At 67.2% G+C, this 21,210-nt stretch carries 20 protein-coding genes; 8 read left to right on the top strand and 12 right to left on the bottom strand.

Translation table 11 applies throughout. The features are described 5' to 3' along the window. The first annotated feature begins 42 nt into the window (after positions 1 to 42). The 4 genes from manD to eda all read left to right on the top strand — a co-directional run bounded on the left by manD (position 43) and on the right by eda (position 4,337). Positions 43 to 1,254, top strand: a complete 1,212-nt coding sequence (gene manD, locus AC1DRO_RS14665) for a D-mannonate dehydratase ManD (protein WP_476951366.1) — start codon at positions 43 to 45, stop codon at positions 1,252 to 1,254. Between the two features lie 62 nt (positions 1,255 to 1,316). Then, a complete protein-coding gene (locus tag AC1DRO_RS14660) occupies positions 1,317 to 2,258 on the top strand; it encodes a PfkB family carbohydrate kinase (RefSeq protein WP_476951443.1) in 942 nt (313 codons plus the stop codon). Positions 2,259 to 2,299: 41 nt separating this feature from the next. Continuing rightward, positions 2,300 to 3,715 (top strand): mannitol dehydrogenase family protein, encoded by a 1,416-nt coding sequence (locus AC1DRO_RS14655; RefSeq protein WP_476951365.1) that lies wholly within the window; start codon positions 2,300 to 2,302, stop codon positions 3,713 to 3,715. Beyond that, positions 3,708 to 4,337, top strand: a complete 630-nt coding sequence (gene eda / locus AC1DRO_RS14650; protein WP_476951364.1) for a bifunctional 4-hydroxy-2-oxoglutarate aldolase/2-dehydro-3-deoxy-phosphogluconate aldolase — start codon at positions 3,708 to 3,710, stop codon at positions 4,335 to 4,337. The genes AC1DRO_RS14655 and eda overlap by 8 nt, the downstream gene beginning before the upstream one ends. A gap of 142 nt (positions 4,338 to 4,479) precedes the next feature. Here eda and AC1DRO_RS14645 read toward each other — a convergent pair whose 3' ends face one another. The 10 genes from AC1DRO_RS14645 to AC1DRO_RS14600 form a co-directional block, all read right to left on the bottom strand. Beyond that, positions 4,480 to 5,085 carry a hypothetical protein gene (locus AC1DRO_RS14645; protein WP_476951363.1) on the bottom strand — a complete coding sequence of 202 codons (606 nt, stop codon included), beginning with the start codon at positions 5,083 to 5,085 and terminating at the stop codon, positions 4,480 to 4,482. Continuing rightward, positions 5,082 to 5,477 (bottom strand): PEP-utilizing enzyme, encoded by a 396-nt coding sequence (locus tag AC1DRO_RS14640; RefSeq protein ID WP_476951362.1) that lies wholly within the window; start codon positions 5,475 to 5,477, stop codon positions 5,082 to 5,084. The genes AC1DRO_RS14645 and AC1DRO_RS14640 overlap by 4 nt, the downstream gene beginning before the upstream one ends. 1 nt (position 5,478) lies before the next feature. Continuing rightward, positions 5,479 to 5,892 carry a hypothetical protein gene (locus AC1DRO_RS14635; protein ID WP_476951361.1) on the bottom strand — a complete coding sequence of 138 codons (414 nt, stop codon included), beginning with the start codon at positions 5,890 to 5,892 and terminating at the stop codon, positions 5,479 to 5,481. Positions 5,893 to 6,097: 205 nt separating this feature from the next. Then, the gene (locus tag AC1DRO_RS14630; protein WP_476951360.1) at positions 6,098 to 7,801 is read right to left on the bottom strand and encodes a phospholipase C; all 1,704 of its coding nucleotides are present in this window, start codon (positions 7,799 to 7,801) and stop codon (positions 6,098 to 6,100) included. Positions 7,802 to 7,881: 80 nt separating this feature from the next. Next, the gene (locus AC1DRO_RS14625; protein WP_476951359.1) at positions 7,882 to 8,889 is read right to left on the bottom strand and encodes a DUF6454 family protein; all 1,008 of its coding nucleotides are present in this window, start codon (positions 8,887 to 8,889) and stop codon (positions 7,882 to 7,884) included. Between the two features lie 174 nt (positions 8,890 to 9,063). Beyond that, positions 9,064 to 10,599: a glycoside hydrolase family 32 protein gene (locus AC1DRO_RS14620; RefSeq protein ID WP_476951358.1), complete on the bottom strand. Its 1,536-nt coding sequence runs from the start codon at positions 10,597 to 10,599 to the stop codon at positions 9,064 to 9,066. Between the two features lie 36 nt (positions 10,600 to 10,635). Further along, entirely contained in the window at positions 10,636 to 11,523 is an 888-nt protein-coding gene (locus tag AC1DRO_RS14615) for a carbohydrate ABC transporter permease (protein ID WP_018775539.1), read from the bottom strand. A gap of 1 nt (position 11,524) precedes the next feature. Next, complete coding sequence (locus AC1DRO_RS14610) at positions 11,525 to 12,484, bottom strand: carbohydrate ABC transporter permease (protein WP_476951357.1); 960 nt, start codon at positions 12,482 to 12,484, stop codon at positions 11,525 to 11,527. Positions 12,485 to 12,563: 79 nt separating this feature from the next. Continuing rightward, on the bottom strand, positions 12,564 to 13,859 hold the full coding sequence (locus AC1DRO_RS14605) for a sugar ABC transporter substrate-binding protein (RefSeq protein ID WP_476951356.1): 1,296 nt from the start codon (positions 13,857 to 13,859) through the stop codon (positions 12,564 to 12,566). A gap of 153 nt (positions 13,860 to 14,012) precedes the next feature. Then, a complete protein-coding gene (locus AC1DRO_RS14600; RefSeq protein ID WP_476951355.1) occupies positions 14,013 to 15,035 on the bottom strand; it encodes a LacI family DNA-binding transcriptional regulator in 1,023 nt (340 codons plus the stop codon). Between the two features lie 226 nt (positions 15,036 to 15,261). Here AC1DRO_RS14600 and AC1DRO_RS14595 point away from each other — a divergent pair, with 226 nt between their 5' ends. From AC1DRO_RS14595 to AC1DRO_RS14585, 3 genes are read left to right on the top strand one after another with little or no spacing between them, the layout of a single operon-like run. Next, the gene (locus AC1DRO_RS14595) at positions 15,262 to 16,038 is read left to right on the top strand and encodes an electron transfer flavoprotein subunit beta/FixA family protein (protein ID WP_476951354.1); all 777 of its coding nucleotides are present in this window, start codon (positions 15,262 to 15,264) and stop codon (positions 16,036 to 16,038) included. A gap of 11 nt (positions 16,039 to 16,049) precedes the next feature. After that, entirely contained in the window at positions 16,050 to 17,033 is a 984-nt protein-coding gene (locus tag AC1DRO_RS14590) for an electron transfer flavoprotein subunit alpha/FixB family protein (RefSeq protein WP_476951353.1), read from the top strand. A gap of 2 nt (positions 17,034 to 17,035) precedes the next feature. Next, the gene (locus AC1DRO_RS14585) at positions 17,036 to 18,724 is read left to right on the top strand and encodes a cytochrome b/b6 domain-containing protein (RefSeq protein WP_476951352.1); all 1,689 of its coding nucleotides are present in this window, start codon (positions 17,036 to 17,038) and stop codon (positions 18,722 to 18,724) included. Between the two features lie 16 nt (positions 18,725 to 18,740). On the opposite strand, the gene AC1DRO_RS14580 is transcribed toward AC1DRO_RS14585, so the two are convergent. Both AC1DRO_RS14580 and AC1DRO_RS14575 read right to left on the bottom strand, forming a co-directional pair. Next, positions 18,741 to 19,409 carry an alpha/beta fold hydrolase gene (locus AC1DRO_RS14580; RefSeq protein WP_476951351.1) on the bottom strand — a complete coding sequence of 223 codons (669 nt, stop codon included), beginning with the start codon at positions 19,407 to 19,409 and terminating at the stop codon, positions 18,741 to 18,743. Between the two features lie 102 nt (positions 19,410 to 19,511). Continuing rightward, the gene (locus tag AC1DRO_RS14575; protein ID WP_476951350.1) at positions 19,512 to 20,129 is read right to left on the bottom strand and encodes a TetR family transcriptional regulator; all 618 of its coding nucleotides are present in this window, start codon (positions 20,127 to 20,129) and stop codon (positions 19,512 to 19,514) included. A gap of 83 nt (positions 20,130 to 20,212) precedes the next feature. Between AC1DRO_RS14575 and AC1DRO_RS14570 the strand changes: the two genes are divergently transcribed. Further along, positions 20,213 to 20,992 (top strand): SDR family NAD(P)-dependent oxidoreductase, encoded by a 780-nt coding sequence (locus AC1DRO_RS14570; RefSeq protein ID WP_476951349.1) that lies wholly within the window; start codon positions 20,213 to 20,215, stop codon positions 20,990 to 20,992. The last annotated feature ends 218 nt before the right edge of the window (positions 20,993 to 21,210 follow it).

The raw sequence follows: 21,210 nt of genomic DNA, 5'->3' as shown, positions 1-21,210 counted from the left end.
CCCGCACCATCTCAGGGCATTCGACATCCGAAGGACCAGCCAGTGAAGATCACCGACGCACGAGTAGTGGTTTCGTCGCCAGGACGGAATTACGTCACGCTCGTTATTGAAACCGAAGACGGCGTTACCGGCGTTGGCGACGCCACGCTGAACGGCCGCGAACTGGCCGTGGCGTCCTATCTGTCGGAGCACCTGTGCCCGCTGTTGATCGGCCGCGACGCCCGCCGCATCGAGGACGCCTGGCAGTACTTCTACAAGGGCGCCTACTGGCGCCGCGGGCCAGTGACCATGACCGCGATCGCCGCGATCGACATCGCGCTCTGGGACATCAAGGGAAAGGTGGCCGGCATGCCGGTCTACGAACTCCTGGGCGGGGCAGCCCGCGAGGGCGTCATGGTCTACGGGCACGCCAGCGGCTCCACGCTGGAGGACCTCAGCGCCGACTTCCAGCACCACCTGGACCTCGGTTACAAGGCCATCCGGGCGCAGGCTGCCGTGCCGGGACTGGAAAAGACCTACGGGATCGCGCCCGTGGACGGCAAGACCTACGAGCCGGCCAGCGGCAACGTCCCGCAGGAGGACATGTGGGAGACCACCTCCTACCTGGACTTCGCGCCCAAGATGATGGCGCACGTGCGCGAGCAGTTCGGCTACGGCGTGCACGTCCTGCACGACGTACACCACCGGCTGACGCCGATCGAGGCCGGCCGCCTGGGCGCCTCGTTGGAGCAATACCGGCCGTTCTGGATCGAGGATCCGACGCCGGCCGAGGACCAGTCGGCGTTCCGCCTGATCCGCCAGCACACCACCACGCCCATCGCCGTGGGCGAGGTGTTCAACTCGATCTGGGACTGCCAGCAGCTGATCACCGAACGCCTGATCGACTACATCCGCACGTCCGTATCGCACGCGGGCGGCATCACGCACCTGCGCCGCATCTTCTCGCTCGCAGACCTGTACGGGGTCCGGTCCGGCTCGCACGGCGCCGGAGATCTCTCCCCGGTTTCCTTCGCCGCGGCCCTGCATGTGGACATGAGCATTCCGAACTTCGGCGTCCAGGAGTACATGGGCCACCGGGATCCGGCCGGTGAGGTCTTCAAGACGTCCTACACTTTCACTGACGGCTACATGCACCCCGGGGACGCCCCCGGCATCGGCGTCGAGTTCAATGAGGAAGCGGCCACGGCCTTCCCGTTCGAACCGAAGTACCTGCCCATCAACCGCCGGCTCGACGGGTCGGTGCACGACTGGTGAGCGCCTCAACATACGAATCGAACGACTCCACGCAGGAGAACCGGCCCTTCGACGTGGTGGTGATGGGGGAGATCCTCGTGGAGGTGGCAACCGACGTCGCATTCGGCCACGGCGTTCCCGCCCGGTTAGGCATCTCCGGCGATGCGCTGAACGTCGCCGCTGCCGCCGCCGCGGCCGGAGCCCGCACCGGGCTGCTGGCAGTGCTGACCGACGACGACCTCGGCCAGGCGATCGCCGCCAGGATCCGCGAACTCGGCATTTCGGACGAGCTGCTGAAGTTCAGGACCGGCCAGCAGGGCGTTTACCTGGTGCACTCCGACCCGGTAGGCCAGCGCGAGTTCTCCTACGCCCGCAAGGGCAGCGTCGGCTCCACATTGTCCCCGGAGGACGTTAATCCGGCCGTTTTCTCCACGGCGAAGGCGGTGATCGCCGGCGGGATCGCCTGCGCGATCTCGGCCACGTCGCGGGCCGCCGTCCTCAAGGCATCGGCACTGTCCCGCCGCTTCGTTTTTGACCCCAACTACCGGCCCAGGCTCACCTCGGTGGAGAAAGCGGCTGCCCTGCTCGGAGAGCTGGCCCCGCGGACCTTCCTGATCACTCCCTCCTTTCCGGGCGAAACTTCCGCGCTGTTGGACTGCACCACGCCAAAGGAGGCGGCGGCGAAGCTCCGCAGCCTGGGCGCCGCGAACGTGGCCGTGACCTGCGGCGCGGAGGGAATCCAGCTGGACGGCAAACTGCTGACCGTTGACCACGAGTGCTCGTGGGTTGATGCGATACCGGCCCCGTCGGTCGTGGACCAGACGGGTGCCGGCGATGCCTTCGTTGGCACGCTGACCGCCCGGATGGTGCTGGGCGACAGCCTCGCAGCGGCCGCCCGATACGGGGCTGCGGCCGCATCGCTTGTAGTTGGCGGCAAGGGCGGGACCGGCCTGATCCCCACCTTTGAGCAGACAAGCGCACATGCCCGGCAGGCCACCAAAGGAGAGCTGTCATCACACGCCTAAGCTCCGCTTCGCTGGCCGCCGGTGGAAGCCAGCAGGCCCGCTTGCAGCGGGACAAACTGCAGCCCGGGATCGTCCATCTCGGCCTGGGCGCCTTCGCCCGCGCCCACACGGCCGTGTTCACCGAAAACGCGATGCTGGCCTCCGGCGATTTCGGGTGGGGGATCACCGGAGTCACCCAGCGCTCCGACACCGTCGCACGCCAACTGACGCCGCAGGACGGGCTCTTCACCGTGACCGAGCGGGGGGACGGTGCCGCGCCGCTGCTCGTGGTGTCCAGCATCGTGGAGGCCATCTCCGGGCGGGACAACCCCGGAACCGTGGTGGACCGGATAGCCGACCCTGCGACGTCGGTTGTCACCCTCACCATCACCGAAAAGGGCTACCGGATCGATCCCCACACGGGAACCCTCAACACCGGAGACGACCAGGTCAGGGCCGACCTCGCGGGACGGCCTCCGCAGACAGCCATCGGACAGATTGCCCGCGGGCTCCAGCAGCGCGCCCGCACCGATGCCGGACCCCTCACCGTGGTCTCGTGCGACAACCTGCCCGGCAACGGGAAGCTCACCCGGACCCTCGTGCATGCCTTCGCCGCCGCGCTCCCGGCCGCCGAGGCGGAGCCGCTGCTGTCCTGGCTGGGAGAGAATGTCACGTTCCCCAATACCATGGTGGACCGGATGGTGCCGGCCACCACGGCCGGTGACCTGGATGCCGTCGAACGCGAACTGGGGCTCCGGGACGAGGCCGCGGTGGTGGCCGAACCCTTCCTGCAGTGGGTGATCGAGGACAACTTCGCTTCGCGCCGCCCGCGCTGGGAGGACGCCGGCGCGCTTTTCAGCTCCGACGTGGCCGCCTGGGAAGACGCCAAGCTGCGCCTGCTGAACGCCAGCCATTCCATGCTGGCCTACCTGGGGCTGGCAACAGGAAAGGCCACGATCAGCGACGCCGTGGGGGAGGAGGCCTTCCGCACCGCCTGCAGCCGCATGATGGCCGAGGATGCCCTGCCCACGATCACGCTGCCAGCCGGACTGGACGGGGCAGCGTACTGCGCGCAAGTGCTCACCCGGTTCGCGAATCCCGCGCTCGGCCACACCACGGCCAAGGTGGGCAGCGATGGGTCCCAAAAGATCGGGCTGAGGCTCCTAACCACGGTCCGCGGCAGCCTGAACGCCGGGCGCGAGCCGCGCTGGGCCGCCCTGGCCGTGGCGGCCTGGATGCACCACGTGGCCTCCACACCGACCGCGGAACTCAACGACCCGCTCGCGCCCGAGCTCCACGCAGCACTGCCGGCTACGCGCACAGCGGCCACCGTGGTCACCGCGCTGCTTGGCTGCCGCAGCGTCTTCGACGGCGGACTCGCGACACACCAGGGGTTTGCCGACCTCCTCATCCACTGGTACCGCATTATCGACACCCACGGGCTGGACGGCCTGGGAAATGAGATCAACCATGGCTGATGCCGCCAGCATCCTGCACGTTTCACCCGTCATCCCGGTAGTGACCATCGATGACCCACGACACGCCGTTCCCATAGCCCGGGCGCTGGCGGACGGCGGTGTCAGCATCATCGAACTCACCCTCCGGACAGAGAGCGCCCTCATGTCGCTCAAACGTATTGCAGACGAGGTGCCTGACATTTTGGTTGGTGCCGGTACCGTCCTGACCCCGGCGCAGGCTGACGCCGCCATCCACGCCGGAGCCCAGTTCCTGGTCAGCCCGGGCATCACCAAAACCCTGCTGGACCACCTCTTGACCACCGGCGTGCCGTTCTTGCCCGGCGTTGCCACAATAGGTGAAGTGATGGGCGTCCTCGAGCGCGGCTTGACGGCCATGAAGTTCTTCCCTGCAGGACCCGCCGGTGGCCCCGACTACCTCGCCGCCGTCGGGGCGCCCATCCCGCAGGTGCAGTTCTGCCCAACAGGCGGCATCAGCCTCGACTCAGCACCCGGATACCTCGCCTTGCCGAACGTCTCCTGCGTCGGCGGCAGCTGGCTCACTCCAAAGACAGCCGTGGACAACAACGACTGGGAGCAGATCACCAAGCTGGCACGCGAAGCGTCCAGACTCAGCCTGGACTAGGCGGACCAGCCGAGCTGGGGGCCGCGGATGCGCCTGACGAAAATCAGGCGAGCCCACCAATCCACCCTTCTGAGCCGTGGCTTGATGTACCAGCCAAACTCCGACGACCGGACCCCGGGTCCGGACCGGCGGAGCCCGGCGTTCATCGCCGGATGCCGAGGGTGGCGATGAGATCTTCGTGCAATTCGAACCAGATGCGGTGGAAGGAGTCGCGGTCTGTGGCGGTGAGCCACGCCAGCTCCGTGGCTGCGTTTTCCATTGCCAGATCGAGGCGTTCCGCGTATCCGCTGAACCTCGGCAACACAGCGGTCAGGCGGACTTCCAGATCGCTGAAGGACGCCAACGCCTGGGTGAAGGTTTGCTGTGTTGGCTCGTCGATCCCATCGTTGGACTGACTTCCCTCGGCGAGCCAGCGGAGTTGGAGTTTGCTGCAGGCGGCCACGACTCCAGCGTTCAGGGGTGCAAACTTCGCGTGCACGGCGGTGACTGCTGCCTGGCCGCCCGCGCTGTCCAGCTCCTCGGCCAGGAGCCGTTCGTTTTCAGTTCTGCCGGCCACGGTCAGGGACCAGCCCCGGTTTCCCCCGAATGAGGAGCGCGACGCCCACCCGTTCGCGCCAGCGTCAATGAGGAGCCGTTCGACGTCGTGCGGATCCTGGCCAAACCGGGCGGCAACTGATTCAGTGTCAGCGAAGCCGAGCAGCCTCAGGGCGTGGAGGGTGAGCAGCATGGATGGCTGCTGCGGGCTCATGGACCCGCTCCGGGACCTGCCGGTTTCGCGCGGACGGTTCCGTGAGTTCCGTCGACCACGAGCGTCGTTCCGTCCGTGATGCGGGTCAGGGCGCCGGCCACCCCCAGAACAGCGGGGATGCCCTGTTCGCGGGCCACAATGGCGGCGTGCGAGAGCATCCCGCCCGTTTCCGTGATGACGGCGGCGGCGATCCCGAACAGGGGCGTCCAGGCGGGGTCAGTGGTGCGGCAGACCAGGACGTCGCCGGGGGCCAGCGCGGGGAATTCGTCGACGCTGTGAACGGTCCGGGCGGTCCCGCAGGCGGTGCCCGGGCTGGCGCCGATGCCGGTGAGAACCGCGCCGGCGCGATCCCTGCCTTCTGCTCCGGCACTGGCCTCAGGGGTGAATTCCACGTCAGCCCACCAGGCCCGTCTCGGGCCTGCCGGACAGCCGATCCAGTCGCTGCTGCGCGGCCTGCGCCGAGCGGAGGCCCAGGCTCTGGGCAATCTGGGGCCAGGTCAGCCCCTCCGCCCGCGCCAGGAACAGGAGTGCCGTTTCCAGGCCATCGGTCTCTGCCCGCGCGGCTGACACAAGGGTGAGGGCGGCCCGCACGTCCAGACCATCCACCGGCTCTCCGCGGTCTGTCCCGTTGGACCGCCACAGGACGTGCTGGATGAGGTCACTCGCTGAAGGGGGCTGCCGCTCACCCAGCCAGGGCCGGGGCGGGAGTTCGGCGGCGCCCCGGTCCAGCAACATCCGCGTGGCCTCGCTTTGGCGCTGAGCCTGCGCAGCGTCGCCGCCCGGACGGGTCCCGTCGGTCTCGTTCATTCCAGACCCTCTTTCCCGTTGGTTCGGCGCCCCTCGACTCCACCAGCTTCTGGCATCAACATCCTGTTGTCAACGAACTGTTGATGTTTCGGGGGAAGGACGAGTCGTTGAGAGGGCGCGGACAGGAACGCCACCCGGCCAACTGTCGGGTGGCGTTCCAAGGGGCTGTTTTGCCGGCTGTCCACGACCGGGCTGTTGCAGGAGGTTACTTTCCGGTGTTGCTGTTGCTGTTGCCGTGTTCGGTGGAGGCGACGGCGCCGGTCTGTTCGTTGAGCAGGACCTTGTCGTTGCGCTGTTTGTCGAAGGTGAACATGGCGTTCACCGACCCGGCGGTGGCGTCGGCGGAGGCGTCGCCGATCCGGCCGGTGCGCCAGTTGTCCTCGATGAAGCGCAGGATCGAGGCCTGGTCGGTCTGGGTGTGGTCCACGTAGTTCTTCTTCGCGTAGGGGGAAATGACCACCAGCGGCTGGCGCGGGCCGGGGCCGCAGCGGTCAGCGTAGCCGCCGGCCATCGGGACGCCGCTGGCTGCGGCGTGCTGGCACCAGGCGTCGTCGTCGGCGGTGTTGGAGGAGTTCTTTGCCGTGGCGGCGACGTGGTCGTACCAGCCGTCCGAGTCGTCGTAGGCGAGCACCACGGCAGTGTTGTCCCAGTTCCGGGATTTCTGGATCTGGTTCACGGTGCTGGTGATGAAGTTCTGCTCGTCGATCGGGTCAGAGTAGGCGGCGTGGCCGTCCTGGAACATTCCCGCTTTCAGGAAGGACACGGCGGGCATGTTGTCGGTGTTGACCACCCTGTTGAACGCGGTGAGGTCGTACTGGTGGTTCGCCTGTCCGTTGTGGCCGATTTCCGCGTCGGACGCCGGCGCCAGGTGGTGCGGGTTGGCGGTGGAGGCGTAGTACTGGAACGGCTCGTGGTGAGGGGAGTAGTCAACCACGCTGGCGTCGGCGGCGTTCGTGTGGCTGGACAGGCACGACGCCGGGGAGTCCGCGGTCGCGGCGGTGGTCGGCGTGAAACCGCCCTGGAACCAGCCCCAGGACGTGCCCTTGGCGTTGAGCAGGTCGCCGATGTTCCTGCCGCTCATGCCGGCCAGGTTGCCGGTTTTGGCGTGGTTGCTGTTCGAGCAGTCGTCGTGGACCGGGTCCGGGTCGTTGATGACGGTGCCGACGCCGTTCGCATCCGGCAGGCTGACAGCACTGCTGCCGGCCGCCGGGGTGGCCACAGGTTGCCCTGCGGCGGTGTACTCGGTGGCCCCGTGGGTCTGGCCGGATACCAGATTCAGCGCCCCGGGTGTGGAGGGTCCGAAGACAGTGCTGAAGTGGTTGTCGCTCATGGAGTAGTTCTGGGCGTAGTTCCAGATACCGGTGACGGTGTTTCCGTCGTAGTAGTCCATGGTGAGCCCGGGGCGGCCGTACTGGTTGGTGCCGCAGGCGTCGCGGCTGGTGAACTCGACGAACTTGTCCATCGCGCCGCCGTTGTATGCCTTCTGCTCGGCGGTGTATCCGTGGTCCTGGTCGCAGGTGACGGCCTGCGCCGGTGAGAGCCGGGCAGGCTGCGCCGAATTGGGGTTGCTCGGTGCCAGGAGACCGGCAGTCGCCAGAGTGTTGATGTCTTTGGGGGTGTTTTTGGCCGCGGTGAAGTAGGCCGTCGCGGTGCCGGTGCCCTGCTGGGTTTCACCTGGGAGATTGGCAGCCTTGGGGTAGGTGGCGAAGTAGTGGTCGAAGGAGACGTTCTCCTGGAAGATCACCACCACGTGCTTGATTGGCGTCGCGGTACCGCTGTGGTTTTCGCCGGCAGAGGCCGGTCCTGCGCCGATACCGAACATTCCGGCTGTCAGTGCCGAGGCGGCCAGGGCTGCCGCGCCCGTGGCGGCGACCCGCTTCCGGGTGAATCGTTGTGCTGGATGAGGCATGGGGGAGCCAATCGTTTGTGTGCAGGGATGCCAGCGGCTGATGGCAGGCATTCGTTTGTTGCTTGGGTGGCCGGCCTGCGTTACTTGGCCGGCGTGACAGTGGCCTCGTAGGTGAGGATTTCGGTGCCGTTGCCTTCCTCGCCGTTGTCTGGGGCCACCTTCATGATGAGGTGCCCGCCGTCGGCCGTCATTTTGAACGGGTTGCGCGTGGCCACATGGCCTGCGGTGGACCACTGCTGGAAGGGGACATCGCGGATTACGCTGCGGGATTTGAGGTCGATCATCGCCATCCCGCCGAGTTCGTAGGTGGCGCCGGTGCCGCCGGCCGCCGGGGTCTGCGGGAGGTTGGTGATCCCGCTGCAGAGCATCCGGGAGTTGGGTACGTACTGGCAGTCCTGGTAGTCGATGAAGTAGTTCGCGTTCTGCCAGGTCGAGAGCTGCTTGCCCTGCAGATCCCATTCGGCGAAGCGGCGCGAGCCCCAGGTGTTGCCGACCAGGTGGCCGGTCTGCTTGTCCATCACGATGCCGCCGAAGTGGTCCTTCACCTCGAACTGCTTGTGCACTTCCAGGGTGGTCGCGTCTACCCGGTAGATGATGGCGCTGCTGTCCGGCCGGTACTGGGCCACGGGGATCCAAACGTTGGTGCCGTCGAAGTCGATGCCGCCGGGGTGGTACATGTCGCCCGCTCCCAGGACGATGTCCTTTTGCAGGGCGCCGGCCTTGTCCATGACGAACAGGTGGCCGACGCCCTTACCGGGGGTGCGGTCGAAGCCGTTTTGCGGGGTCGGGAACTTCACAGTCGGTTCGATGATCCGAACGGCCGAGAGGAAGATGTGGTCCTGGCTGTAGGCGATTCCCTCCGTGTGGTACGTCGGGAAGTTCAGCTTCAGCTTCGACGTCTGCTGCCAGTTCGTGTTCCGGTCAACGCCGTTGAAGGCGTCGGCCAGAGCCGTGTTCCTGTCACCGTGGTTGCCGGCACCGGTGGGGTTGTCTGCGGCCTGGGCGGCCGCGGTGATGCTGATTGCGGACGCGGCCAGGACGATTGCTGCGGCGGCCGTGAGGATGCCTCGGGTGTGAGTCGTGCTCATTCGGGAGCCTCTCAAAGGTTGGATCTCAACAAGAGATCGCCACGCTACTTCCCGGTAATTAATCCCCGATACGGGCAGGTGAACGGCAGATGGCCGGCAGCGGTCCGGCAGACCGGCTTAGTTTCAACGCGGATCTGATCCCCCATCGTTGTTGGCTTGGACCCTTTCAGCCGCTCAGGCGAGGACGGCCAGGCCCGCCAGGGTGCCGCCCTCGCCTTCGGCCAGCAGTCCGACGGCGGTGCCGGAGTTCGCGGGAAAGACCAGATCGGTGATGGTGGCCAGGCCGTCCTGCGCGAACACCTCGACCGAGCAGCGGTCCAGGAAGACCCGGAGCCTTAGCCGGCCGTCCTCCAGGGAAACGGCAACCCGCTCCACCGACGGGAACGACTCGTGGAACCCCACATTGCCGGATTCGGTCCGGTCCAGGCTGAGCTCCGCCGTGCGGCAGTCGTAGGCCAGGACAGTGCGCGATCCGGCTCCAGCGAGGTGGGGGGATTCCCCGCCCGCGTCGCCGCCTGCCCGAAGCACCAGACCTACCCTGCCGGCAGCGCCGGGCTCGAACTCCGCATCGATTCGCAGCACATCACCGCAGGCCTCGGCCGGAAGCCAGGTCACCCCGTCCGCCAACGGCTGCCGGTCCAGGGCGAACACCTCGGTCCCGTGGCTTTGGAACGGGTCCACCGCCTCCTGCACCAGCACCGGGCGCCCGCCGCGGGAGACCAGCCGGACTTCACGGACCAGGGACATCGCGCTGCGCCAGCCGTCCGAGGGCGTTGAAGCGGCGTACTGCCAGTTGTTCATCCAGCCGATCATGAGCCGCCGTCCGTCCGGGGCGTTGCTGAAGGACACGGCCGCGTAGTAGTCCCGGCCCCAGTCGAGCCACCCGTAGTCGGCCATCCGGCTGTCGTCGGCCTGCACGCCGTCGGTGACGGTGGTTTCGGAACGGAACGTCACGCCGTCGAAGGTTCCGATGAAGTACTGGCCGCCCGAGCCGCCGGCGATGCCGCCGGGGCTCAGGTTGACCACCAGGACCCACCGGGTGTTGGAGGCGTGGCCGTCCACCGGCAGTTCGAACAGGTCCGGGCATTCCCACACCCCTTCCGTGGCGTTCGCCGGGCCGAAGGTGCTCAGGTACTCCCAGGTCAACAGGTCCGCCGACTTGTACAGGACCACCTCGTGGTGGACCGCCTCGACGGCGACCATCACCCAGTAGCTGCCGGCGGCGCCGTCGTGCCAAAAGACCTTGGGGTCGCGGAAGTCCGCGGAGGCGCGGTCCAGTACCGGGTTCCCGGCGTACTTGGTCCAGGTGGCGCCGTCGTCCGTGCTGTAGGCGAGGGACTGTGCCTGCCGTCCGGCGAGCGGTGAGGCGGGCGAGTACGCGCTGGTGTAGATGGCCACGAGCGGGGGCACGCCTCCGACGCCGAAGCCGCTGGTGTTATGGACATCGACCACCGCGGAGCCGGAAAAGATGGCCTCCTGCTCATCGCAGGCGATGGCCACGGGTTGTTCGGCCCAGTGCTGCAGGTCCGTGGAGGTGGCGTGGCCCCAGGACATGTTGCCCCACTCCTCGCCGTGCGGGTTGTGCTGGTAGAAGAGGTGGTAGATGCCGTTGGCGTAGACCAGCCCGTTGGGGTCGTTGAGCCAGTTGCGCTCCGCCGAGTAGTGCCACTTTGGCCGGTACTGGCAGTCGAGTTCTGTAAGTGCTTTCATGAGGGTTCTTTACAGGCTTTCGCGTGAGGAGGCTGGTCAGCCCTTGACGCCGCTGGAGGCGATGCTGTTGATGAAGGATCGCTGGAACGCGATGAACAGGACCACCACGGGAATGGTGATGAGGGACGCGTAAGCCATCACCTCGCCCCAGGAGACGTTGAGCTGGAAGAAGTACTGGATGCCGATCATCACCGGGCGGAGTTCCTCGGACTGGACCACCATGAGCGGCCACAGGTAGGAGTTCCAGGCGGGCAGGAAGGTCAGGATGGCCACGGTGGCGGTGGCCGGTCCCGCGAGCGGCATGACCACCTTGCGGTAGATGGTGAACCAGCCGGCGCCGTCGATCCGGGCGGCCTCGTCCAGTTCCTTCGGGATGGACTCGAAGTACTGGTGGAACAGGTAGATGGAGAACGCGTTGGCGATGAACGGGATGATCTGGACCTGGTAGGTGTCCAGCCAGCCCTTCGAGATCTCGAGGCTGAACCCGTTGAGCTCAAAGTACGGCAACTGGTTGACCCACCACACCAGCGGCAGCGCCAGCGTCTGGAAGGGCACGATGAGGGTGGCGAGGATCGCGGTGAACACCACGCGCTTGCCGCGGACCTCCATGCGGGACAGGGCAAACGCGCAGAGGCTGTTGATGAAGATGCCGAGCACCACCGTGACCGCGGAAATGCCGATGGAGTTGATCAGGAAGCGGGCGGCGGGTACCCGGTCGAACACGGCCGCGTAGTTGTCCAGTGAAATGTTGCCGACCGGCAGGAACGCCGCCACCGAGGACATGTCGCCGAAGATCTGCTGGTCCGGCTTGAGCGAGGACACCATCATGAACACGATGGGGAAGGCGGCGACGGCGGCGAACAGGAGGCGGACCGCCGTGGTGGCGGCACTGCCGAGACCCTTGGAAATGAGTGTCTGTTTCACGTCAGTCCTTCTCTCGGGTCAGGTAGCGCTGCACTGCGGAGATCAGCAGGACGAGCACGAAGAACACGAGCGAGATGGCCGAGGCGTAGGAGGTCTCCTGCTGCTTGAAGCCGGAGCGCACCGCCTCGTAGATGATGGTGGTGGTGGAATCGAGGGGCCCGCCCTGGGTCATGACGCTGACCTGGTCGAAGAGCCCGAGCGCCTGGATGGTGATGGTCACCAGGACCAGGGTGCGGGTGTGGGTGAGGCCGGGCCAGGTCACGTAGCGGAACTGGTGCCAGCGGCTGGCCCCGTCGAGTTGGGCGGCCTCGTACAGTTCCCCGGAGATGCTTTGCAGGCCTGCGAGCCAGATGATCATGTGGAATCCTGCGGCCTGCCAGATGGACAGGGCGATGATGGCCGGCATGGCGGTGGCGGGATCGTTGAGCCAGTCCGGGCCGTTGATGAGGCCGAAACTGGCCGCCGACAGCAACTCATTGATCAGGCCGTCCTTGCGGTACATGAACAGCCACAGCAGGGACACCACCACCATGGACGTCACCACGGGAAGGAAGTAGATGGTGCGGAAGAAGTTCACGCCGCGGAACTTCTTGTTGATCAGGAGGGCCATCGCCAGGGCGAGTCCGGACTGGACGGGCACCACCACGACGGCGAAGTAGCTGACGTTCAGCAGCGAGCGCCAGAACACGGGATCCGCGAAGAGCCGCGCGAAGTTGTCCGTGCCGACAAACTCGACGGGCCGCGGGGAAACAAGCCGGGCGTTCGTAAATGCCAGGCCGAAGCCCAGGACCGCCGGGAGGAAGACGAAGGCGAGCAGGAGGACCGCGGCCGGGGCGATCATGCCCCACCCGCTGATTTGTTCGCGCAGGCGGCGCGGCCGGCGGCGCGGTTTGCTGGGCGGTGCGGCCGGGGCCGGATCCGCCAGACGGCGCCCGGGGGAGGGGAGTTGGGTGGTTGTCATGGTTTTCTCCGTCGACAGTCAGGGCCGGAGGTACTTTCGACGGCGGTTGCGCACCGCCGTCGTACCGTTTGGCAGCCGGCTAGTTCTTGTAGCCGCCGTTGGACTTGATGTTGGCGTCGATGGCCTTGACCGACTTGTCCAGCGCCGTCTTGGGGTCGGCGCCGGCGAGGATGTCCTGAACCGCCTTGCCGTATTCGGTGGCGATGAAGGGATAGGCCGGGGTCTCGGGACGCATCACCGCGTAGTTGCGGGAAAGGTCCATGAAGATCCGGTTCGTGCCGCCCTTGGCATATGCGGGGATGAGCGCGGCGGCTTCGTCGGTGGCCGGGATGGTGCCCGTTGCCTTAGCCACCGCGGCCAGGTTTTCCGGCTTCAGTGAGTAGGAGAGGTAGTCCATGGCTGCCGCGGAGTTGTTGCAGCCGCTGGTCACGCCCCACTGCCAGGAGGCGCCGCCGATCTTGGGGCCGGTCCCGAGGTCCACGGACGGCATGACCACGAGGTCCTTACCTACCGCTGCGCGTGCTTTGTCCGCGGCCCAGGAGCCGGTGTAGAGAAGGCCGCTCTTGTTGTTGAGGAAGTCCTGGGTGGAGTCCTTGCCGCTCTTCTTAGCCATGAAGCCCTGGTCGGCAAGGCCGCGGAACCACTGGGCCCACTCGATGGCCTTGTCGCCATTGAGGACGCCGTCTGCCGACTGGAACCCGTCGCGGTTGATCAGGTCCCCACCGAAGGACTGCAGGAACGGGGAGTAGGCGTAGGGCAGCCATTCGCCGGTTCCGGCGGTACCCATGTCCAGCGGGTATTCCCACTTGCCCAGGGCCTTGAGCTTGGTCAGCGCGTCCTGGAACTCGTCCTTGGTCCACGGCTTCTCGACCGTGGCGACGCGGACACCGGCTGCCTTGAGGTCGGAGGCGCGTGCGAGCATCGCCAGTGCGACGTCATAGGTGCCAACGGCGTAGGTCTCGCCCTCCCATTTGGCCACCGTGCTCGGCAGGTTCTTGGAAACATCCGCGTCGAGTTTCAGGGGTGTCAGATACTTGGCCCAGGCCCAGTTGGGAACATTGGGGCCATCGATGTCAACAATGCAGGGGAGCTTCCCGGCAGCCGCGGCCGAGACCACGGAGTCGTTATAGGAGTCCTGCGGGAACGCCTGGACCTTGATCTTGGCCTTGGCGCCGGCGCTCTTGTTGTAGGAATCGACGATGTTCTCAACCGCCTTGAGTTCTTCGGCGTTGCCCGCGTTGTGGGTCCACATGGTGATCTCGTTGGAGCCCGCGGACGGGGCAGAGGCGCTGCCCTTGCCGCAGGCGCCCAGGGAGCCGACAAGTGCCGCCGCAGCTACACTGGTGGCGAGGATCCGGGTGAATCGCTTGTTCATGATGGTCAATCTTTCTGCTGAATTTGGCGTGGGAGATTGCCCCGGGTCCTTCGGGACGCGGCCGGTGCAACGGCTGCGTCCCTTCTTATTGCGGTCCCCGGGCAGAGGAGCAGTGGAACGGTGTGGTGATGCCGGCTTGGTGCCGGCAATCGGCTAACTTGGCGGCGGGCCGAGCGACCCCCGCTCAATCAGGGGGCAGTCCAGTTGCGTCTGGACTGCGGGTGCGCCCGGATTTTCGATGTCGTCCAGGATTCGGTGGACCGCCCAACTGCCCATTTCGTAGTGGGGAAGGGCGACGGTGGTGAGCCCCGGCCACAGGGCGTCCGCGATGATTTCGAGATTGTCGATCCCCACAATGGACACGTCCTCCGGAATGCGCAGCCCCAATGCGGTGGCCGCCTGGTAGGCGCCCATGGCAACCCTGTCACTGAAGCAGAACAGGGCTGTGGGGCGGTCAGGCTGACCGAGCAGGCCCAGCGCGGCCTCGCGGCCTCCCGCGGGTTCGGGCTGGCCGATCACGAGGTGGCGGGGGTCGTGCTGCAGGCCGTGACGCCGGAGAGCGTTCAGGAAGCCCTCCCTGCGGCCGTGCGTGGCGGGGATGTCGTCGATGTTGTTGAGCATCCCGATCCGGGTGTGGCCCGCTTGGATGATTGCTTCAACGGCCGTCTCGGCGGCGCCCACCTCGTCGGGGATAACCGAGGAAATGGACTTGTCGTCAGTAACAGAATCCAGCAGTACGGTGGGAAGTCCCTCCAGTTCCGCGGGGACCTGCACGCTTTGGTGGTACATCCTGGCGTAGACCACCCCGTCCACCTGGTGCTGGCGCAGCATATTGATTTCACGGTTTTCCAACTCGCTGTCCAGGCCGGAGTTGACCACCATCACCACGTAGCCGCGGTCGTAGGCGGCGTCCTGCGCCCCGCGGATCATGGCCCCGGCAAAGGGGGTGGTGGTGATTTCGTCACTGACCAGGCCAAGGATTTGGGAGCGCTGGTTGCGCAGGCCGCTGGCCATCTTGTTAGGGGCATACCCAAGATCCCTGGCCACGTCCCGGACGAGTTGCTGCGTCGCCGCCTTCACCCGGAAGCTCGTGGCGTCGTTGAGGGCATGCGACACCGTGGTGACGGAGACCCCGGCGGCCTTGGCCACGTCGCGTATTCCCACTCGTGTCGTCATTGACTTCCCCTTGCAAAACGTTTTGTATCTGGTGTGAGACACGTTACACAAAACGTTTTGCAGTTGTCAACGGGACGTCCGGTTCCACCGTGATCCCGGTCCTATGGCGAGGCACTTCACGTCACGACACGGGCCCTGTCAGCCGGAAAGGGCGCGGGTTTCGTAGACTCGATGGGTTCGACAATGTCTCCGCTCCAGGGACAAGCCGCCACAGGAAGAGCCATCGATGAAGATTACCGTCCTCGTAAAGGAGGTCCCCGACACATACGGGGACCGAAAACTGAACCTTGAAACCGGCCTCGCCGATCGAGGAGCAAGTGAGGCAGTCATTGATGAGATCGGTGAGCGGGCCCTGGAGTTGGCCCTGACGTACGCAGACGCGAACGAGGGCACTGAGGTCGCAATCCTTTCCCTCGCCCCGGAGAGTGCGACGGCAACCATCCGCAAGGGGCTTGCGATGGGCGCGGGAAGCGCCACCCACGTCGCTGACGAGGCGCTCCGGGGTGCGGATCTTGGACTCACCGCTGAAACCCTCGCCGCAGCGATCCGTCGCATGGGGTTTGACCTGGTGATCACCGGCAACGTCTCCACTGACGGATCCGGCGGCATGATTCCCGCGATGCTTGCAGAATTGCTTGACGTGCCGCATGCCACCGGCCTCAGCTCCGTCGAGATCAGCGACCGTGCGGTGGCTGGCTCCAGGGCCGTTGACTCCGGCGTGCAGAAGGTCTCAGCGAACCTGCCCGCCGTGATCTCCATTACCGAGGCACTTCCCGAGGCGCGCTTCCCGAACTTCAAAGGCATTATGGCCGCGAAGAAGAAGCCCCTTGAGGTCCTGACCCTCGCGGACCTCGGGGTCACGGCCGACAATCCGGAGGCGGCGCGTTCGATCATGCTGACCGTTGCGGCGAGGCCCCCGCGCGCGGCGGGCGTGAAGATCATCGACGAGGGTGATGCCGGCGAGAAGCTCGCTGAGTTCCTGATCGAAAACCGACTGGCCTAAGGATCAACGACATGACTGAATTCCCTCGTGACGCAATCCTCGTTGTCGTGGAAGCCCGGGCATCCGGTGAGCTCGAGAAGGCTGCGGCCGGGCTCTTTGGTGCCGCCGCTGCCGTTGGCACGCCGATTGCATTGGTACTTGCCTCACCCGGCGCCGGAAGCGCCGCCGCCGCGGAGGCCGCGGCCCTTGGTGCCGGGCGCGCACTCATCGCGGAGACTCCGGATCCTTCCGTGCTTGGGGTGCCGGGCGTTGACGCGCTTGCCGCCGCCGTGGAGCAGGTGCAGCCGGACGCGATCCTGATTTCGCATTCCCTGAACGGGCGCGACCTCGCCGGCCGTTACGCTGCCCGTTCGCGTGCGGCGATTTGTGCCGATGCGGTCGGTGTGTCCCGTGACGACGAGGGCGTCGTGGCACACCACTCCGTCTACGGCGGCGCCTACAACGTGACGTCGACGTCCACGTTTGGGGCGCCGGTGATTACGGTCCGCCAGGGCTCCATCGAGGCGCGGGCGGCGGCTCAGCCGCCAGCGTCGGAAAACTTGGCCGTGACGGGCTCCGCGAAGCCGGCCGCGCGGATCGACTCCTTCGAGGAGGCGCCTGCCGCCACCTCGCGGCCGGAGCTGCGTGGTGCCGCGAAGGTTGTCGCCGGCGGCCGCGGCCTCGGCTCGGAAGAACAGTTCGCACTCGTTGGACAGCTCGCCGATACCCTCGGTGCCGCCGTTGGTGCGTCGCGCGCCGCGGTGGATGCCGGCTACGTCCCGACGTCGCATCAGGTCGGCCAGACCGGGGTTTCCGTGTCACCTCAGCTGTATGTCGCGCTGGGCATTTCCGGCGCGATCCAGCACCGGGCCGGCATGCAGACCGCGAAGATGATCGTTGCCATCAACAAGGACGGGGATGCGCCGATCTTCGAGGTCGCGGACTACGGTGTGGTCGGCGACGTCTTCAAGGTTGTTCCCCAGCTCATTAGCGCACTTGAGGCCCGGAAGAAGTAGCGATGGCAACTCTGTCTCGGTCCATCCGGCGGGGCCTGCCGCGCGTCGAAGGTGGCGAACCTTGGCCTCCAGCAGGCCAGGCGCCCGGCCGCATTGCCACGGCAGAAGCGGCAGAAGCGGCCGATCTCTCGGCGTCTGTTTCCGGGGTGGAATCGGCCGCGGCCGCCGCGCCCTCCGCCCCGGCTGCTGTCCAGGAAACGGCACCGGGTGCGGCGCTGTCCGCGCCGGTCCCGACGGTGATTCCGGCCGCCGCGGTGGCGCGGCAGCTTCGCCGCGGCCTGCCGCGCGTGCCGGGCGGCGAACCTTGGCCGCCGGCGGGAGGGGCTCCGGTACCGGTGGCGGCTCTGTCCGGGGCTCCGGCCACCGGTGCCGCGACGGCATCTGCCGTAGATGCGGCCGCAGATGCTGCCGCGGCTGCTGGTGAGAAAGCAGCAGTGCCGACGGCGGCGGCGCCTGCAGCTGCTCCGGCAGCCGCGTCCGCCACACGGACGACGGGAACCACCTCGCTGCGTCGCGGGCTTCCCCGTGCCCCCGGTGGCGAGCCGTGGCCGCCGCCTGGGCTTGCTCCGGCGGTCGCTGCCGCCCCCGCGGTGCAGGCACATCCCGAACGCGTTGCCGACGCTGTCCCTGCCCCGGCTACCAGCGTGGTGAAGGCCGACGCCGAGGCGTCGAGTGCACCCGCGGCCACCGCCGGCCTGGCGCCGGTGGCACAGCCCGCCGTCGCCGCCCCGGCACCCGCGGCACGGCCCGCCGCCGTCGAAAAGCCCGTGAAGCCCAAGGCCGAGGCAACGCTCTACGGCTCACGTACCCTGGGCCAGTGGATCAAGCTCGTCGTGCTCTTCGCCGTCGGCGGAGTGGCCGCCGCAGCGATTCTCGTGCTCGCCGCGCGCGGCGTGACGACCCTGCCGGGCGTGCCCGAGTTCCTCGAGAGATACCCCGGCGCTTATGACCTGCCCGATACGGTGGAGCCCGGCTTCCCATGGTGGGCACAGTGGGCGCACTTCCTGAACATCTTCCTGATGGTGCTCATCATTCGCTCCGGCTATCAGGTGCGCACGCAGCAGAAGCCGCCGGCGTACTGGACGCCGAAGCGCGGTGGCAAGAAAATCAGCATTAACCTGTGGCTGCACCAGTCGCTCGACATTTTGTGGCTGGCCAACGGGCTCATCTTTGTGGTGCTGCTGTTTGCCTCTGGCCGCTGGATGCGGATCGTGCCGAGCAGTTGGGAGGCCGTCCCGAACGCGCTCTCCGCGCTCCTGCAGTACATGACACTGGACTGGCCCGTTGAGACCGGCTGGGTGAACTACAACAGCCTGCAGCAGATCATGTACTTCGTGGTGGTCTTCATCGCGGCCCCCGTCGCTGCGATCACGGGTGCGCGCATGAGCGAGTTCTGGCCGAAGAACGCGAAAACGCTGAACAAGGTCTACCCGGTGGAGGTTGCGCGTGCGGCGCACTTCCCGACCATGCTGTTTTTCGTGCTGTTCATCCTCATCCACGTGTGCCTCGTGTTCGCGACCGGTGCGCTGCGCAACCTGAACCACATGTTCGGCGGCACCGACGTGGTGAACTGGGCCGGGTTCTGGCTCTTCGCGGCCGCCATCGCCATCACGGCGGCCGGATGGTACGCCGCCCGCCCGCTGGTGCTCGCGCCTATCGCGAAGCTGTTCGGCCAGGTGAGCAGCCGCTAGGCCGGAATTCCCGCGTTCAGCGGCGCAGCAGGTAATCGGCCACGCCGTCCGGGTTTGCCAGGGCGAGGAGATGGCCGCCGGGCAGGACGTCGGGCTCTATGCCGAGGCGTTCGCGGGCGAGCCGTTGTTGGAAGGCCAGGGGGAAGAAGCGGTCTCCCTTTCCGGTCAGGACGCGGGTCGGAATCCTGGGCCAGTCCGTGAAGTTGCAGACTGATTCGAAGACTCTGTTTGCTTCGGGGCGTTGGTGCGGTTCGCCTTCCGCGGCGACTTCCGGCGGAACGTCGTGCAGGAAATAGGTGTCCGTGTCGAACTCAGTGCTGTACCCGTGGGCCTGGGCCGCGCTTTGCTGCGCCGCAGCCCAGCCGGTGTTGTCCCACCATGCGCCGGGGGTCTCGCCCGGTACGGGGATCATCGCATTCACGAGGACAAGCCCGGCGACGGGGGCTTTTTCGCACACGAGCGGGGCGGTGAATCCACCCAGCGACTGCGCAACGAGCACCACGTCCTGGCGTCCACCGACGGCTTCGAGCACCCGGCGCGCGTACTCGGGCAGCCCGGCGCTTTCATCGTCGCCGGGCAGATCGACAGCGACGGCTTCGTGGCCGGCCCTCTGCAGCAGCGGAACGACGCGGCTCCAGTACCAGGCCGCGCCGCCCGCTCCGGGGATCAGGACGAATCTGCTCACCGCCGCACCGGCCAAACGACGACGGCGGGACCCCGGGGCCGGACCGGCAGGCGGCGGCCGTTGGGCCGGCTTCGTTTCGATGCGGATCTCATCTCCCCATTGTCACCCCGCCCGCGTCGCCTCCGGCACCCGCAGCACCCCAACAGCCGCCACCAGGTACGGCACCGGATCCGGGTCCGTCCCGGCGGCCCACTGCATCCAGGCCTCGAACGTCGCGCCGATCAGCGCGGCACACAGATACCCGGCGACATCCCCGGAGACGCCCGCGGACACCAGGTACGCCCGGGTCCGCTCGCGCTGCGGCGCCAGGGACTCGTAGCTCCGGCTGGCCAGTTCGGGGTGTTCGGCGATCAGCCGCAGCCGGCCGCGCGTGACCGCCAGGTCCGGCAAGACGGCAACCCCGGCGACCGCCGCGTCGCGCAGCCCGGCCAGGACGCCGCCGCCGGCCCCACCGGCAGCGCGGGCGGAGTCCAGGACCCGCCCCGAGGCCTCGACCACCGGGTCCATGCCGCCCCAGACGAGCTCGGCCTTGCTGGAGAAGTAGCGGTACAGGCTCTTGCGCCCGATTCCGGCCGCGCGGGCGATGTCCTCCATGGAGGTCTGCTCGTAGCCGCGCTCGGCGAACAGCCGCAGCGCGATGGCGGCCACGGCGTCGGGATCAATCGTCACAGGACGCCCGGCGGCACGCGGGACGGCGGTGGTCACAGCATCCGAAGGCATCCCACCAGTATTCACCCTTACATAATGACACAGAGTGTCATAAGCTGGGCCGCATCACCGTCAGCAACGTCTGGAAGGACATCATGGGCAACGAAGCTACATGGCAGGAAGCCACCACCACCGGCCGGTTCGCCGGCAGGACCGTCATCGTCACCGGCGCCGCCTCCGGCATCGGCCAGGCCACCGCGCTGCGCATCGCCAAGGAAGGCGGCCGCGTCATCGCCGCCGACATCAGCAAGGAACGCCTGGACGATCTGGTGGCCGAGAACGCCGGGCTGGACCTGGTCCCGGTGGCCGGCGACATCTCCACCGAGGAGACCGTGGCCGCCGTCGTCGCTGCCGCCGGCGGACGCATCGACGCGCTGGCTAACGTTGCCGGGATCATGGACAACTTCGCCCCGATCCACGAGGTGGACGACGACACTTGGGACCGTGTCTTCCGGATCAACGTCACCGCCCTCATGCGCCTGACCCGCGCGGTGGTGCCGCTGATGCTGGACGCCGGCACCGGCTCCGTGGTCAACGTCGCGTCCGAGGCCGGCCTGCGCGGGTCCGCCGCCGGCGCTGCGTACACCGCGTCCAAGCACGCCGTCGTCGGCCTGACCAAAAACTCGGCCGTGATGTACGGGCCCAGGGGCCTGCGCTTCAACGCCGTGGCCCCCGGCCCCACCATCACCAACATCGTGGCCAACTGGGGATCGCAGCTCGCGGCCGAACGCCTCGGCCCGCTGATGCAGGCCACCGTCCCCACGCCCGCCACCGCCGCGCAGCTCGCCGCGTCCATCACCTTCCTGCTCAGCGACGACGGCACCAACATCAACGGCGCCATCCTCGCCTCCGACGGCGGCTGGTCCGCGCTGTAAAGCACCTCACCAAAACGCAGGCGGACGACGGCGGGAGCTCCGCCGTCGTCCGCTTGCGGTGCAGGGTTCACACCCGACCTGCCTCGCCGATGATCGTCCGTCGCGGCCGCCGTTCCGGGCCGTCGCGGAAACATGTCTCTCAAAGGGCCGACCAGTAGGCAGGATTCCGGTAGGAAGGGAGCGCACCGAGGAAACCCCGGCGTTCGTGGTGGCGGCGG

Source organism: Arthrobacter sp. P4_F11 (genome assembly GCF_056401395.1).
Note: the sequence above shows the minus strand (reverse complement) of the source record. Positions and strands in the feature narration are given on the sequence as shown.

What these genes read in the sequence shown, in the direction of transcription:
- AC1DRO_RS14635 (WP_476951361.1), bottom strand. Translation starts at nt 5,892, where the DNA reads ATGAACGAGACCGACGGGACCCGTCCGGGCGGCGACGCTGCGCAGGCT.
- AC1DRO_RS14660 (WP_476951443.1), top strand. Translation starts at nt 1,317, where the DNA reads ATGGGGGAGATCCTCGTGGAGGTGGCAACCGACGTCGCATTCGGCCAC.
- AC1DRO_RS14595 (WP_476951354.1), top strand. Translation starts at nt 15,262, where the DNA reads ATGAAGATTACCGTCCTCGTAAAGGAGGTCCCCGACACATACGGGGAC.
- AC1DRO_RS14620 (WP_476951358.1), bottom strand. Translation starts at nt 10,599, where the DNA reads ATGAAAGCACTTACAGAACTCGACTGCCAGTACCGGCCAAAGTGGCAC.
- AC1DRO_RS14605 (WP_476951356.1), bottom strand. Translation starts at nt 13,859, where the DNA reads ATGAACAAGCGATTCACCCGGATCCTCGCCACCAGTGTAGCTGCGGCG.
- AC1DRO_RS14590 (WP_476951353.1), top strand. Translation starts at nt 16,050, where the DNA reads ATGACTGAATTCCCTCGTGACGCAATCCTCGTTGTCGTGGAAGCCCGG.
- AC1DRO_RS14645 (WP_476951363.1), bottom strand. Translation starts at nt 5,085, where the DNA reads ATGAGCCCGCAGCAGCCATCCATGCTGCTCACCCTCCACGCCCTGAGG.
- AC1DRO_RS14600 (WP_476951355.1), bottom strand. Translation starts at nt 15,035, where the DNA reads ATGACGACACGAGTGGGAATACGCGACGTGGCCAAGGCCGCCGGGGTC.
- AC1DRO_RS14630 (WP_476951360.1), bottom strand. Translation starts at nt 7,801, where the DNA reads ATGCCTCATCCAGCACAACGATTCACCCGGAAGCGGGTCGCCGCCACG.
- AC1DRO_RS14610 (WP_476951357.1), bottom strand. Translation starts at nt 12,484, where the DNA reads ATGACAACCACCCAACTCCCCTCCCCCGGGCGCCGTCTGGCGGATCCG.
- AC1DRO_RS14625 (WP_476951359.1), bottom strand. Translation starts at nt 8,889, where the DNA reads ATGAGCACGACTCACACCCGAGGCATCCTCACGGCCGCCGCAGCAATC.
- eda (WP_476951364.1), top strand. Translation starts at nt 3,708, where the DNA reads ATGGCTGATGCCGCCAGCATCCTGCACGTTTCACCCGTCATCCCGGTA.
- AC1DRO_RS14585 (WP_476951352.1), top strand. Translation starts at nt 17,036, where the DNA reads ATGGCAACTCTGTCTCGGTCCATCCGGCGGGGCCTGCCGCGCGTCGAA.
- AC1DRO_RS14575 (WP_476951350.1), bottom strand. Translation starts at nt 20,129, where the DNA reads ATGCCTTCGGATGCTGTGACCACCGCCGTCCCGCGTGCCGCCGGGCGT.
- AC1DRO_RS14570 (WP_476951349.1), top strand. Translation starts at nt 20,213, where the DNA reads ATGGGCAACGAAGCTACATGGCAGGAAGCCACCACCACCGGCCGGTTC.